The 13,526-nt window shown below is 49.6% G+C and carries 14 protein-coding genes and 1 riboswitch; of the genes, 12 read left to right on the forward strand and 2 right to left on the reverse strand.

Annotated elements, in window-relative coordinates:
• Positions 1-26 precede the first annotated feature (26 nt).
• Positions 27-1,007 carry an electron transfer flavoprotein subunit alpha/FixB family protein gene (locus ACNA6I_RS01055; RefSeq protein WP_048006293.1) on the forward strand — a complete coding sequence of 327 codons (981 nt, stop codon included), beginning with the start codon at positions 27-29 and terminating at the stop codon, positions 1,005-1,007.
• 218 nt (positions 1,008-1,225) lie between these two features.
• Positions 1,226-1,540, forward strand: a complete 315-nt coding sequence (gene trxA, locus ACNA6I_RS01060) for a thioredoxin (RefSeq protein ID WP_048006292.1) — start codon at positions 1,226-1,228, stop codon at positions 1,538-1,540.
• A gap of 523 nt (positions 1,541-2,063) precedes the next feature.
• Here trxA and ACNA6I_RS01065 read toward each other — a convergent pair.
• Positions 2,064-2,282: a hypothetical protein gene (locus tag ACNA6I_RS01065; RefSeq protein ID WP_159129912.1), complete on the reverse strand. Its 219-nt coding sequence runs from the start codon at positions 2,280-2,282 to the stop codon at positions 2,064-2,066.
• A gap of 114 nt (positions 2,283-2,396) precedes the next feature.
• Here ACNA6I_RS01065 and uvrC point away from each other — a divergent pair, with 114 nt between their 5' ends.
• Both uvrC and ACNA6I_RS01075 read left to right on the forward strand, forming a co-directional pair.
• On the forward strand, positions 2,397-4,199 hold the full coding sequence (gene uvrC, locus ACNA6I_RS01070) for an excinuclease ABC subunit UvrC (protein WP_416313203.1): 1,803 nt from the start codon (positions 2,397-2,399) through the stop codon (positions 4,197-4,199).
• A gap of 43 nt (positions 4,200-4,242) precedes the next feature.
• Positions 4,243-4,421: riboswitch (Lysine riboswitch) on the forward strand.
• 188 nt (positions 4,422-4,609) lie between these two features.
• Positions 4,610-5,848, forward strand: coding sequence for an aspartate kinase (locus tag ACNA6I_RS01075; RefSeq protein ID WP_048014825.1), 1,239 nt, complete (start codon positions 4,610-4,612; stop codon positions 5,846-5,848).
• A 50-nt stretch (positions 5,849-5,898) separates the two neighbouring features.
• Here the strand turns inward: ACNA6I_RS01075 and ACNA6I_RS01080 are convergent, their stop codons facing one another.
• Positions 5,899-6,339, reverse strand: a complete 441-nt coding sequence (locus ACNA6I_RS01080; RefSeq protein WP_048006288.1) for a YslB family protein — start codon at positions 6,337-6,339, stop codon at positions 5,899-5,901.
• Positions 6,340-6,669: 330 nt separating this feature from the next.
• On the opposite strand from ACNA6I_RS01080, the gene ACNA6I_RS01085 reads away from it, so the two are divergent.
• The 8 genes from ACNA6I_RS01085 (at position 6,670) to ACNA6I_RS01120 (ending at position 13,475) form a co-directional block, all read left to right on the forward strand.
• Positions 6,670-7,281 carry a succinate dehydrogenase cytochrome b558 subunit gene (locus ACNA6I_RS01085; protein ID WP_048006287.1) on the forward strand — a complete coding sequence of 204 codons (612 nt, stop codon included), beginning with the start codon at positions 6,670-6,672 and terminating at the stop codon, positions 7,279-7,281.
• A gap of 62 nt (positions 7,282-7,343) precedes the next feature.
• Positions 7,344-9,107: a succinate dehydrogenase flavoprotein subunit gene (sdhA, locus tag ACNA6I_RS01090; protein WP_063192032.1), complete on the forward strand. Its 1,764-nt coding sequence runs from the start codon at positions 7,344-7,346 to the stop codon at positions 9,105-9,107.
• Complete coding sequence (sdhB, locus tag ACNA6I_RS01095; protein WP_048012661.1) at positions 9,107-9,874, forward strand: succinate dehydrogenase iron-sulfur subunit; 768 nt, start codon at positions 9,107-9,109, stop codon at positions 9,872-9,874. The genes sdhA and sdhB overlap by 1 nt, the downstream gene beginning before the upstream one ends.
• Positions 9,875-9,988: 114 nt before the next feature.
• Positions 9,989-10,456 (forward strand): acyl-CoA thioesterase, encoded by a 468-nt coding sequence (locus ACNA6I_RS01100; protein WP_048006284.1) that lies wholly within the window; start codon positions 9,989-9,991, stop codon positions 10,454-10,456.
• 132 nt (positions 10,457-10,588) lie between these two features.
• Positions 10,589-10,813, forward strand: coding sequence for a helix-turn-helix domain-containing protein (locus tag ACNA6I_RS01105; RefSeq protein WP_048006283.1), 225 nt, complete (start codon positions 10,589-10,591; stop codon positions 10,811-10,813).
• 206 nt (positions 10,814-11,019) lie between these two features.
• Complete coding sequence (locus ACNA6I_RS01110; RefSeq protein ID WP_048006282.1) at positions 11,020-11,472, forward strand: MarR family winged helix-turn-helix transcriptional regulator; 453 nt, start codon at positions 11,020-11,022, stop codon at positions 11,470-11,472.
• 9 nt (positions 11,473-11,481) lie between these two features.
• Positions 11,482-12,276: a glutamate racemase gene (gene racE / locus ACNA6I_RS01115; RefSeq protein WP_048006281.1), complete on the forward strand. Its 795-nt coding sequence runs from the start codon at positions 11,482-11,484 to the stop codon at positions 12,274-12,276.
• A 119-nt stretch (positions 12,277-12,395) separates the two neighbouring features.
• The gene (locus tag ACNA6I_RS01120) at positions 12,396-13,475 is read left to right on the forward strand and encodes a GerMN domain-containing protein (RefSeq protein WP_048006280.1); all 1,080 of its coding nucleotides are present in this window, start codon (positions 12,396-12,398) and stop codon (positions 13,473-13,475) included.
• Positions 13,476-13,526 lie beyond the last annotated feature (51 nt).

A 13,526-nucleotide genomic window follows, 5' to 3' on the forward strand; every position in this document is an offset into this window, starting at 1 on the left:
ACCAATACAATCAGGGGGTTATAAGCATGGCAAGAAAAGTAGTAGTACTTGGTGAAGTTCGGGACGGATCATTGCGTAATGTATCTTTCGAGGCCATTGCGGCAGCGAAGACGGTAGCGGAAGGCGGAGAAGTCGTAGGCGTGCTCGTCGGCCAATCGGTGGGTAGCCTCGGTCAAGAATTGGTCCACTATGGAGCGGACCGTGTCATCACCGTCGAAGATGAAAAGCTGGCCCAATATACGCCGGATGGCTATTCACAGGCGTTGATGGCTGTGATCGAACAGGAGTCACCGGAGGGGATCATTTTCGGCCATACGGCACTAGGGAAAGATCTCTCACCGAAGCTCGCAGGCAAACTGAAGACCGGTCTCGTATCCGATGCAACCGATTTGGAACTGGCAGGTGGGAATCTTGTTTTCACAAGACCGATCTATTCTGGGAAAGCCTTTGAGAAAAAAATCGTAACGGACGGAGTGATCTTTGCAACGATCCGACCGAATAATATCGAGCCATTGGCAAAGGATGAGTCACGCACAGGTGACGTGGCTTCCCTATCCGTGGATATCAAGGATCTGCGAACGATCATCAAGGATGTCGTCCGCAAAGCAAGCGAAGGGGTCGACCTGTCAGAGGCGAAAGTCATCATCGCAGGAGGACGCGGCGTGAAGAGTGAAGACGGGTTCAACCCCCTCAAAGAACTTGCCGACGTCCTTGGCGGTGCCGTCGGGGCATCAAGGGGCGCGTGTGATGCAGACTACTGCGATTACTCCCTTCAAATCGGGCAAACCGGCAAAGTCGTCACACCGGATCTTTACATCGCCTGCGGGATTTCCGGAGCGATCCAGCATCTTGCGGGAATGTCCAACTCCAAGGTCATTGTCGCCATCAACAAAGACCCGGAAGCGAACATCTTCAATGTAGCCGACTACGGAATCGTTGGAGACCTGTTCGAAGTGGTACCGCTTCTCACGGAAGAGTTCAAAAAGCTGAAAGTTTCTTCTTCCTGATCTAAAAAGGACTGGGTGTCAGGGTGGAATTTCACCGGATGAACACATAGGATAAGAAAAGAAGAATAAGGAGTGGCGGATGCTTGCTCCTTATTTTATTGGAATGGGGTATAAACCGCTGCCGGCAGGGGGAAAGTAGCTACGAGCAGATTTATAGCATCCTACCGGTTACGGTGATATACTTACGATACATTTTAAGATTTGGGAGGCACATTTAAATGGCTATTACACATGCAACTGATCAAAACTTCACAGCTGAAACAAACTCTGGTCTTGTACTTGCGGACTTCTGGGCTCCATGGTGTGGACCTTGTAAAATGATCGCTCCAGTACTTGAAGAATTGGACAGCGAAATGGGCGAAAAAGTAAAAATCGTCAAAGTAGACGTGGACGAAAACCAAGAAACAGCAGGAAAATACGGCGTAATGAGCATCCCGACTCTCGTCATCCTAAAAGACGGAGAAGTCGTAGATAAAGTCATCGGTTTCCAACCGAAAGAAGCACTTGCTGAACTAGTCAACAAACACGCGTAAGGACGCCACAAAAAGCATCCGGCCCATAGCCGGATGCTTTTTTGATTTATTTAAACAAATTGGTATGGGGAACATTATGTGAAAGATGATGCATACCCGTTTGATTTAGACAGGCGATTCGTCCTTTAAATACGAGAAATATTCAGAGTGAAATGGAGCGGTCTACATTCTTCCTGATGATCAAACCCTTAAAGAAAAAGGAAAACGATTCATCAGCAAGTCCCACAGTAAGGGAAATACCACATATGCCAATGAAGAAAGAGTACACAATGATCAACCACCAAAGAGTGAAATGAAGCGAAGGGCGCTTGACTCCAATGGGAAAAGAGGGATGATCGAGACCCCGCAGGCACGAGGAGGCTCGACACCCTCCCCATGGAAAGCGAGTGCCCGAAGCGCAAAGGAACGGTCCCCTTTTTCCTGATAACCCGATTTTAAAAGGGAGCCGAAATGATTTACCTAATATTCTGTCCCATAGTAGGGGAGTACCCGCACACCCCATTAAAGAAAGAGTACACAATGATCAAGCACCAAAGAGTGAAATGAAGCGAAGGGCGCTTGACTCCAACGGGAAAAGAGGGATGATCGAGACCCCGCAGGCCTGCCGAGGAGGCTCGACACCCTCCCCGTGGAAAGCAAGTGCCCGAAGCGCAATGAAACGGTCTAATCCCAACCGCTCACCATATCCCGAATAGGACCAGCAATCCAATAAGAAAGTACGCTCGATACGAAAATAGAACATCCTCCCTCACCAAAGCCCCAATCATAGAAGTGCTCCGCCAATTCGTGTATACTTCAAGTAAAAGGAAACAACTGATCGACAACCATGAACGATCGTAAGAAAGGGAGAGCGACCGTGAATACAATGATTTCAAATAAATTGGCCCTCTTGCCCGATCAGCCCGGCTGCTACCTCATGAAAGATCGTCAAGGGACGATCATCTACGTAGGAAAAGCCAAGGTGCTGAAAAATCGGGTTCGGTCCTACTTCACCGGGTCCCATGATGCGAAAACCCAGCGCCTCGTCGGTGAAATCGAGGACTTTGAATACATCATGACTTCATCTGACCTCGAAGCACTCGTGCTCGAAATGAATCTGATCAAGAAGTATGACCCGAAATACAACGTCATGCTCAAAGACGATAAAAGCTACCCGTTCATCAAGCTGACCAACGAGCGTCACCCAAGACTCATCACCACCCGCAAGGTACAGCGCGGAAAAGGACGGTACTTCGGTCCGTATCCGAACGCAGGAGCCGCGAACGAAACGAAAAAATTGCTCGATCGCCTGTATCCCCTGCGAAAATGTACCACGCTGCCGGACAGGGCATGCCTTTACTACCATATGGGACAATGCCTGGCGCCGTGCATCAAGGAAGTGAATAATGAAACCTACCGCGAGATGACGGATGAAATCGCCCGTTTCCTGAATGGCGGCTATAAGGAAATCAAGGAACAGCTTTCCGTGAAGATGCAGGAAGCCTCTGAAAAGATGGAATTCGAGCGTGCCATGGAGTTCAGGGATCAGATCCAGCATATCGAGGCAACGATGGAAAAACAAAAGATGACCATGACGGATTTCACCGATCGCGATGTGTTCGGTTACGGCATCGACAAGGGCTGGATGTGCGTCCAGGTGTTCTTCGTGCGGCAAGGGAAACTCATCGAACGGGATGTTTCCCTGTTCCCGATCTATAATGAACCGGAGGATGAGTTCCTTACATTCCTCGGCCAGTTTTATTCCAAGTCCAATCACTTCAAACCGAAGGAAATTTTCCTCCCGGAAGGAATCGATGTAGAACTCGTGGAGAAACTCCTTGAAGTAAGGACCGTCCAGCCGAAGCGCGGGAAGAAGAAGGAACTGGTGCGCCTTGCCGAGAAAAATGCCAAGCAGGCACTGAATGAGAAGTTTGCCCTGATCGAACGGGATGAAGACCGTACGATCAAAGCGGTCGAAAGACTCGGTGAACAGATGGGGATCTATACGCCATTCCGGATCGAGGCATTCGATAACTCCAATATCCAGGGATCGGATCCCGTCTCGGCCATGATCGTGTTCCTGGACGGGAAGCCGGCTAAGAAGGAATACCGGAAGTACAAGATCAAGACCGTCACCGGACCGGATGACTATGAATCCATGAGGGAAGTGATCCGGAGAAGGTATGCGAGGGTATTGAAAGAAGGACTGCCCCTCCCTGACCTGATTGTCATCGATGGCGGGAAGGGACAGATCGAAGCGGCCCGGGAAGTGCTGGAGAATGAACTGGGTCTTGATGTTCCTCTAGGCGGCCTCGCAAAGGACGACAAGCATCAGACATCGGAACTGCTGTACGGGAATCCCCTCCAGATCATTCCTTTGGAGAAACGGAGCCAGGAATTTTATCTGCTTCAGCGCATACAGGATGAAGTCCACCGGTTCGCCATCACCTTCCATCGCCAGCTCAGGGGGAAGAGTGCGTTCCAATCCATGCTGGATGATATTGATGGAATCGGTCCGAAGCGTAAAAAACAGCTGTTGAAACATTTCGGATCGATGAAACGGATGAAGGATGCAACCTTGGAAGAGTTCAGGGAGCTTGGGATCCCGGAGCGTGTCGCCATGCAACTTCATGAAAAACTTCATGATAATGGTGAAAAGGACGTTGATACCCCAAAATGATTGTGCTATAATGAACAAAAATTAAAAACATTATCACTTTTTAAGTGGTGATAGAGGTGCGGACTTCAATAGTACGGTTCACGGAAGAGTATGAGCTCTGGAGATGTGACTGGAAAGGGGAGGACCGCCGAAGTGAAGCCGCACTCATATCGGCTGCGCTGGTTCTGCATTTAATAGATGCAGGATTGTCAAGATGATTCATCTTGGAGAGCTATCTCACAATGCCGACTGAACCTTTTTTGTTCGTATGCAGTGTTCAAAAAGCAATGAGATGCTTCGTCTCATTGCTTTTTTTTATACCTGCTGCATGACGGTGTCCCCGACATGGGGATGCCAAAAGCCGGAATCAGATAGTAGCTCTAGTCCATCAGGGTGCTCCGCATCCAATCAAGAAGAAAGAGGGAGAAGCATTGGGTATAATCGTTCAGAAATTTGGCGGAACTTCGGTGGGATCAGTGGAACGAATTCAGCATGTGGCTTCACGTGTGGTGGAAGAGAAGGAAAAGGGGAATGACGTCGTCGTCGTCGTTTCAGCAATGGGAAAAACGACGGATGCCCTTGTAGGCATGGCAAAGGAAATCTGCTCGCAGCCGAGCAAACGTGAAATGGATATGCTTCTGTCTACAGGAGAGCAGGTGACCATCTCACTATTGACGATGGCCCTTATCCAAGTCGGCCAGGATGCCATTTCGTTTACGGGCTGGCAGGCCGGGATCGAGACGGAGTCCATCCACAGCAATGCCAGGATCACCAATATCCACACGGAAAAATTGGCATCCCATCTGTATGAAGGGAAGGTCGTCATCGTGGCAGGATTCCAGGGAATGACTGCATCAGGAGAAATCACCACCCTTGGCCGGGGCGGATCCGATACGACGGCCGTCGCCATCGCAGCAGCCCTGAAGGCGGAACGCTGCGATATTTATACGGACGTAGATGGGGTCTACACATCCGACCCCCGTTATATAAAAGGAGCCAGGAAGCTTTCCAGCATCTCCTATGATGAAATGCTGGAGCTTGCCAATCTTGGGGCGGGCGTCCTCCATCCGAGGGCCGTGGAATTTGCCAAAAACTATCAGATTCCATTAGAAGTCCGTTCAAGCATCGAGAGGATCGAAGGTACTTATATTGAGGAGGAAGCAAGCATGGAACAAAATCTAGTTGTACGCGGCGTAGCGTTCGAGAATGAAATCACAAGGGTGACGGTCTTCGGTCTGAATAATGCGTTGAAGGGGCTGTCATCGATCTTCACCACACTGGCGGAGCATCACCTGAATGTCGATATCATCATCCAGAGTCAAACAGAACAAAATACGACCAATCTGTCGTTCTCCATCAAAGGGCATGATCTTGAAGAGACCCTCGAGGTCCTTGAACAGCACAAAGAATCCCTCGGCTTCACCCATGTGGAACATGAAGGGGGACTGTCGAAGGTATCCATCGTAGGATCGGGCATGATCTCGAATCCTGGTGTCGCAGCAGAAATGTTCGAAGTGCTCGCAGATAACGGGATCACCATCAAGATGGTGAGCACATCTGAAATCAAAGTATCCGTCGTCGTGGACGAGGATCTCATGAATAAAGCGGCACAGGTGCTGCACTCCTCTTTCCATCTTGATGAAGTGAAAGTGGAAGAAATCACTCTGTGATCATCAAAAGGCAGGCCCGCTCCTCATGGGAGCGGGCCTGCCTTCTGTGGTCATTCGACCCGGTCTTTGTCATCCCAGACAGCTGTGATCTTGACGGTCTGGTTTCGCTTATGTAGTTCATCAGTCGCTTCTGTGACGAATTTATTCTGCATTTGGACAAATTCGGCAAGGAAGCCCGTTTCCAATTTGAAGGAGGCATCCGATTTCAATGAATTGCGGCGCTTGACGAATTCCCCGCTGAGTTCGAACGTGATTTCGTTCTTCTTCTGGTCGATGATGGCGAGATCTCCCCATCCTGCTTCACGGAAGAAAGATATCAGTTCATCATTGGATGGCAGGGGGAATTTCCTGGCAAGCTGTTTTCCGCCCCAGTACAGAATATCGGGTGTGTGTTTCCCGAGGATATCGGGTAGCAGCAGATCGCGTATCAGTTCATATCCGAAGATGGGAACGGACTGGGACTCTACGACTTCTTCTTTTTTCTGTTCCAAATATATCCCCTCTTTCTATAAAACTATTATATACATGAGAGGGGAATTAATCATCCCATACTCGAAAAAAAGTGTTCATGGGATATTTTGCCGCAATAATAAATCCTGTCTGTTTTGATTGAATTTTCTTACGATTTTGTGACAATTTCCGGACGAAATTATTTTTCCGATATTGTCGAATTTATGTATACGTTTTCTTGACGCTGTCACTCCATGGGAGTAAAATGGATGTGTCACATAATTGTTACAATATAAAATATGAATAAAAATCTAATTTTTATGCGGAGATTAGTTGGAAGATTCATATTTTATGATTAAGGGGGGTAAATCATGGCTGGAAATCGAGAGTTTAATTTTCGCAGGCTTCATTCATTACTAGGTGTGATTCCGGTTGGATTATTCTTAACGCAACATTTAGTGGTGAACCATTTTGCCACTGGCGGGGAAGAGTCGTTCAACCAGGCAGCACATTTCATGGAAAGTCTACCTTTCCGCTATTTCCTGGAGATCTTCATCATATTCCTTCCATTGTACTTCCATGCAATCTATGGAATCTACATTGCGTTCACGTCCAAGAATAACGCCAGCAGATTCGGATTCTTCCGTAACTGGATGTTCCTTCTTCAACGTGTATCCGGCGTCATCACGTTCATCTTCGTCACATGGCATGTCTGGCAGACACGGGTCGCTGTATTCTTCGGCGCGACAGTGAACTTCCAAATGATGGAGGAGATATTCTCCAACCCATTCATGGTCGCATTCTACGTGCTGGGTGTCCTGTCTACGATCTTCCACTTCGCCAATGGCCTATGGTCATTCTGCGTCAGCTGGGGAATCACGGTCACACCGCGTTCACAGCGCATCGCTACATACGTGACGATCGGGATCTTCCTTGCGCTTTCCATCGTGGGTATGCGCGCCATCTTTGCTTTTATCGTATAAGGAACACATTCAATAGATCATGCAAGTGCTCTGAAGTTTGGTAGGAAAAGGAGTGAAGGACGATGAGTAAAGGGAAAATCATCGTAGTCGGTGGTGGATTAGCCGGTCTGATGGCCACCATCAAAGCAGCAGAAAAAGGCGCACCGGTCGATCTATTTTCATTGGTGCCAGTTAAGCGCTCCCACTCCGTTTGCGCACAGGGTGGCATAAACGGAGCGGTCAATACAAAAGGAGAAGGGGACTCTCCTTGGGAACATTTCGATGATACGGTCTATGGAGGAGACTTCCTGGCGAATCAGCCGCCGGTCAAGGCCATGACAGAAGCAGCACCAGGCATCATCCACCTTTTGGACCGGATGGGCGTCATGTTCAACCGTACACCGGAAGGCCTGCTTGACTTCCGCCGCTTTGGTGGAACACAGCATCACCGTACTGCGTTCGCCGGTGCGACAACCGGTCAGCAGTTATTGTACGCATTGGACGAGCAGGTCCGTCGCCATGAAGTGGCAGGGCTCGTGAATAAATATGAAGGATGGGAATTCCTTGGTGTCATCATCGATGATGAAGGCAAGGCACGCGGGATCGTCGCCCAGAACCTTCAAACAATGGAAATCCAGTCATTCCCGGCCGATGCCGTCATCATGGCAACGGGAGGACCCGGCATCATCTTCGGGAAATCAACGAACTCCGTCATCAATACAGGATCCGCTGCTTCCATTGTGTATCAGCAGGGTGCGTATTATGCGAACGGTGAGTTCATCCAGATCCATCCGACAGCGATTCCAGGGGACGATAAACTCCGCCTCATGAGTGAATCGGCACGTGGGGAAGGCGGACGCGTCTGGACATACAAAGACGGAAAGCCTTGGTACTTCCTTGAAGAGAAATACCCGGCATACGGAAACCTTGTACCGCGTGATATCGCGACGCGTGAAATCTTCGACGTGTGCGTGAATCAGAAGCTCGGCATCAACGGAGAGAACATGGTGTATCTTGATCTGTCCCATAAGGATTCGAAGGAACTCGACATCAAGCTCGGCGGCATCATCGAAATCTATGAGAAGTTCATGGGTGATGATCCACGCAAGGTTCCGATGAAGATCTTCCCTGCGGTCCACTATTCAATGGGCGGCCTGTGGGTCGATTATGATCAGATGACGAATATCCCTGGACTGTTCGCTGCCGGTGAGTGTGATTACTCCCAGCATGGTGGGAACCGACTTGGAGCCAACTCCCTGCTTTCCGCAATCTATGGCGGTATGGTGGCCGGCCCGAATGCGATCAAGTACATCGAGGGGCTTGAAAGCTCAGTCGAAACCGTACCTGCATCTGTATTCGAGCGCCATGTGAAGCAGGAGCAAGAGAAATGGAACGACATCATGAGCATGGACGGAACCGAGAATGCGTATGTGATCCACAAAGAGCTTGGTGAGTGGATGACGGATAACGTGACGGTCGTTCGTCATAATGACAAGCTTGTGGAAACCGATAAGAAAATCGTAGAGCTCATGGAGCGCTATAAAAAGATCAACATCAATGACACGGCTAAGTGGAGCAATCAGGGTGCCATGTTCACGCGTCAGCTTTGGAACATGCTGCAGCTTGCCCGCGTCATCACCATCGGTGCCTTGAACCGGAATGAAAGCCGCGGTGCCCACTACAAGCCTGAATTCCCTGAGCGTAATGACGAGGACTTCCTCAAGACGACGATGGCGAAGTTCAATGCTTCCGCCAATGCGCCGGAATTCCATTACGAAGAAGTGGATACATCGTTGATCAAACCGCGTAAACGTGACTACTCTAAGAAAAAAGGGGGTTCTAACTAATGGCTGAGAAAAAGATCCGTTTTGTCATCACCCGTCAGGAAGGCCCGGATGCCGCCCCTTATCAAGAAGAGTTCGCCCTTGATTATCGCCCGAATATGAACGTGATCTCCGCTTTGATGGAAATCCGTCGTAACCCGGTTAATGCGAAAGGGGAAGGCACGACACCGATCAACTGGGATATGAACTGCCTTGAGGAAGTATGTGGAGCCTGCTCCATGGTCATCAACGGAAAACCGAGACAATCCTGTACGGCCCTGATCGATCAGCTCGAGCAGCCGATCCGTCTTGAGCCTATGCGCACCTTCCCGGTCGTACGCGACCTGCAGGTGGACCGCAGCAGGATGTTCGACAGCCTGAAGAAAGTGAAAGCCTGGATCCCAATCGATGGTACGTATGATCTTGGGCCTGGTCCGCGTATGCCTGAGAAAAAGCGTCAGTGGGCGTATGAGCTTTCTAAATGCATGACCTGCGGTGTTTGCCTTGAGGCTTGTCCGAATGTAAACAGCAAGTCGGACTTCATCGGTCCTGCTCCGCTATCACAAGTACGCCTCTTCAATGCGCATCCGACGGGTGCCATGAACAAAGATGAGCGTCTTGAAGCCATCATGGGCGACGGAGGGCTTGCGAACTGTGGGAACTCTCAAAACTGCGTGCAGTCTTGTCCGAAGGGGATCCCTTTGACAACCTCCATCGCAGCATTGAACAGGGAGACCACCTTCCAGATGTTCAAAAACTTCTTCGGAAGCGACCACATGGTGGATTCATAAACAACATTGAAAAGCACTTTCCGGATGGAAAGTGCTTTTTTTAACCTTTCAGATTGAAGGAAGCTTCCCCTTTGGGGAAATGCGCCAGATAAATACGTGAATGGAGGAGCCAAAATGAAGAACGTTACATATATTGAGGATGTAAATACGTGGAAGGAAGGGTTTTCATTTTTCATCGATGTCAAGGTGCGGTTTTCAGAGGTGGATATGTTCGGCCATATGAACAATACCGTTCCATTTGTTTACTTTGAACAGGCAAGGATCGATTATTTCAAGAGTCTCGGATTCATGCAGGACTGGGTGAAGCCCGATCATGAAACAATGATCGTCGTGGCGGATCTTCAGTGTGATTTTGCGAGGCAGGTCTATTTCGATGAGCATGTGCGGCTCTATGTGAAGGCAGGGGAGATCGGGAATTCCTCCGTGGACCTTCACTATATGGGCGTGAACGCCAAGGATGACATCTGCTTCGTCGGAAGAGGAACCATGGTCCAAATATCAAAAAGGACCGGGAAAGGTGCTCCATGGACGGATGAGATGAAGAACAGGTTCAATGAGAGCCCTTCAGGATCGATGTCATAACGGCTGCCTATTTTTTATGAGAGTCGTTCCTCCATGTCACTCTGACCCAGCTCTTCACATATGATATTTTGACGACCGACAATACCCATCCCCGCGGTTTAAAGCTGGCGAAGGCAAGGAGGGTTACCATAATTGAAGGACAATGATTTTACACACAAACCGTTGCTCACCAAAAGAGAGAAAGAAGTATTCGAACTGTTGGTACAGGACAAAACCACCAAGGAAATTGCCGGTGATTTATTCATCAGTGAAAAAACAGTTCGGAATCATATTTCCAACGCCATGCAAAAGCTTGGAGTGAAGGGGCGATCTCAAGCTGTTGTAGAGCTTCTTCGCATGGGGGAACTAAAGCTTTAACCATAAGAGACTGATTCGGACGGCAAACGATTCGTGGGATTGTTTGGAGGGGAGTCAGTCTCTTTTCATATGGACACAGGTAAGACATCCGGCATCGTAAAAGCTACTCCTTGAAATTTTCGCAAAAAAAGGTGAAAATGCTTATAAGGATGTGTACGCTGAAATCGGATGTACATACGAGACGTTAACGATAAAGGGGAATTGGAATGGAAAATGTGAAGGATGCGGCCGCGGCCGGAGTGGTAGCGGATATTGAGAAAGATCTAAGGTACATCTCGTCCATCATTAAACAAAAAGGGCGTGAAATCCTCAGTCAGTATACAATCACACCTCCTCAGTTCATCGCCCTTCAGTGGCTGTTTGAATTCGGTGATATGACGATCGGGGATCTATCGAACCGGATGTATCTCGCCTGCAGCACGACGACCGACCTCGTGGACAGGATGGAAAAAAATCAGCTCGTCGAACGGGTGAGGGATGAGAAGGACCGTCGTGTCGTCAGGATCCATATGCTGAAAGAGGGCGAAAGGATCATTGAAGAAGTGATCAATAAAAGGCAGAATTATTTAGAGAGCGTGCTGTCGGATTTCTCATACGATGAAGTGCTTCAGCTTCAGCAAAACCTCTCGAAATTACATCTAGAAATCAAACCAGAATGAGGGAATAACGTGATTCAACCTATAGGCGTGATCGACTCTGGCGTAGGTGGCCTGACGGTGGCCAAGGAAATCATGCGCCAGCTGCCGAAAGAAACCATCTATTATCTAGGGGATACAGCGAGATGCCCGTATGGTCCAAGGACCGTGGAAGAAGTAAGGCAGTTCACCTGGGACATGACCCGGTATCTGCTCCAGTATGATATGAAAATGCTCATCATTGCCTGCAATACGGCAACTGCCGCCGCCCTGGATGAAATCCAGACGCATCTGGATATCCCCGTCATCGGGGTCATCCATCCGGGAGCACGGGCAGCGATCAAGCGAACGCGCAATAAACGGGTCGGCGTACTCGGGACGATCGGGACCGTGAACAGCAAGGCCTACCCCGATGCCCTGCACTCCCTTCACGGGGGCCTTGAGGTATCGTCCCTCGCCTGTCCGAAGTTCGTCCCTCTCGTGGAAAGTGGGGAATACGGAAGCGACGTGGCCGATCGCATCATCAGTGAAACCCTTGAAGGATTGAAGGGGCTCGATCTTGATACCCTGATCCTGGGTTGCACCCATTATCCGCTTCTGCAGCCGAAGATCCAGGCATTCATGGGTCCTTCTGTGAGCGTCATCAGCTCAGGGGACGAGACGGCGAGTGAAGTGAGCACGATCCTGGACTACTACAATCTACTATATAGAGGGGTCCATCCCCCTGAGCACCGTTTCTTCACGACGGGCTCCTCTACGATCTTCTCCGGGATCGCCTCCGACTGGCTCGACGGGGAGATCCTGGCCGAAACCATCCGCATTGAGTAATGCGGGTGGTTTTTTTATGGCTTTTGACAAGAGGGGAAGTTTTTAAGAAACTTTCGGTCTATTTTCCCGAAGGGCTCGTATACATAGTAGTACAAACTGTCTTTCTAGGAGGTTTACCGATGGCGAAAAAAGCGAAAGTGTCCATTGCAGTAACGGTATTAGCATCTTCTGTGTATCTGTCGGGGTGTGGGTTGTTCAGCTTTGGGGATAAGAAGGAAAAGATCGATCCCCCTCAGGATACCTCGTATTTAAAAGAAGGTGAGAAAGTAGATACAGCCAAAAAGGATGAAGGCAAGGAAACCTCTGCCAAAAAAGAAGAAGCGACTGAAAACAGCGTCATGACGGAGCTTTATCTCATCGACAAAAACGGGTACGTCGTCTCCCAGTCGATCCCGCTGCCAGGCAAAGAAAGTGTGGCCAAACAGGCCCTTGAACATCTGGTCGTGAACGGCCCGGTGCAGGAAGTGCTGCCGAACGGATTCAGGGCCGTGATCCCCGCTGATACCCAGGTATCGGTCGACATCAAGGACGGAGTGGCGGTAGCCGATTTCTCCCCTGAGTTCAAGGAATATCAGCCTGAAGATGAGCAGCGGATCCTCGAGTCCATCACCTGGACGCTTACCCAGTTTGATTCCGTGGAAAAAGTGGAACTCCGTGTGAACGGCTATCCGCTGACGGAAATGCCGGTTGGCGGAACGCCGATCAGTGAAGACGGTCTGACCCGGAAAACCGGTATCAATGTCGATACGAGCGGGATTGCCGATCCGACAAGCACGAAGCCATTGACGGTGTATTATGTGTCCCAGACCGACAAGGAAACGTATTATGTACCGGTCACGAAGCGGGTGAGTTCGAATGAAACCGATAATGTGAAGGCCGTGGTGAATGAGCTTATCGAAGGACCGGGATATGCATCCTCCCTCGTCAGTGATTTCACAGGGGCGGAACTACTTGATGATCCGAAGATCAAGGATGGGAATGTGACGTTGAACTTCAATGAAGGCGTCTACGGCAGCGTGGAGGAAAAACTCGTTTCCGAGCATATGCTGAACGCCCTCGTCCTCTCATTGACGGAACAAAAGGACATCAAAGGGGTATCCGTTGAAGTGAACGGGGAAGCGGCGTCCGTTGCGAAGGATGGAGAAGCCGTGACAGAACCGGTGACCCGTCCGGAAAATGTCAATGCGATTGGTTTCTGACCGTGCATTTTTGATATACTATAGAAGAAGCTAACATGTAGAGGTGGGCAT

It is taken from the genome of Rossellomorea sp. FS2 (assembly GCF_047915635.1).
GTDB lineage: Bacteria > Bacillota > Bacilli > Bacillales > Bacillaceae_B > Rossellomorea > Rossellomorea marisflavi_A.

What these genes read in the sequence shown, in the direction of transcription:
- ACNA6I_RS01055 (WP_048006293.1), top strand. Translation starts at nt 27, where the DNA reads ATGGCAAGAAAAGTAGTAGTACTTGGTGAAGTTCGGGACGGATCATTG.
- trxA (WP_048006292.1), top strand. Translation starts at nt 1,226, where the DNA reads ATGGCTATTACACATGCAACTGATCAAAACTTCACAGCTGAAACAAAC.
- ACNA6I_RS01065 (WP_159129912.1), bottom strand. Translation starts at nt 2,282, where the DNA reads ATGTTCTATTTTCGTATCGAGCGTACTTTCTTATTGGATTGCTGGTCC.
- ACNA6I_RS01085 (WP_048006287.1), top strand. Translation starts at nt 6,670, where the DNA reads ATGGCTGGAAATCGAGAGTTTAATTTTCGCAGGCTTCATTCATTACTA.
- sdhA (WP_063192032.1), top strand. Translation starts at nt 7,344, where the DNA reads ATGAGTAAAGGGAAAATCATCGTAGTCGGTGGTGGATTAGCCGGTCTG.
- sdhB (WP_048012661.1), top strand. Translation starts at nt 9,107, where the DNA reads ATGGCTGAGAAAAAGATCCGTTTTGTCATCACCCGTCAGGAAGGCCCG.
- ACNA6I_RS01100 (WP_048006284.1), top strand. Translation starts at nt 9,989, where the DNA reads ATGAAGAACGTTACATATATTGAGGATGTAAATACGTGGAAGGAAGGG.
- ACNA6I_RS01110 (WP_048006282.1), top strand. Translation starts at nt 11,020, where the DNA reads ATGGAAAATGTGAAGGATGCGGCCGCGGCCGGAGTGGTAGCGGATATT.
- ACNA6I_RS01120 (WP_048006280.1), top strand. Translation starts at nt 12,396, where the DNA reads ATGGCGAAAAAAGCGAAAGTGTCCATTGCAGTAACGGTATTAGCATCT.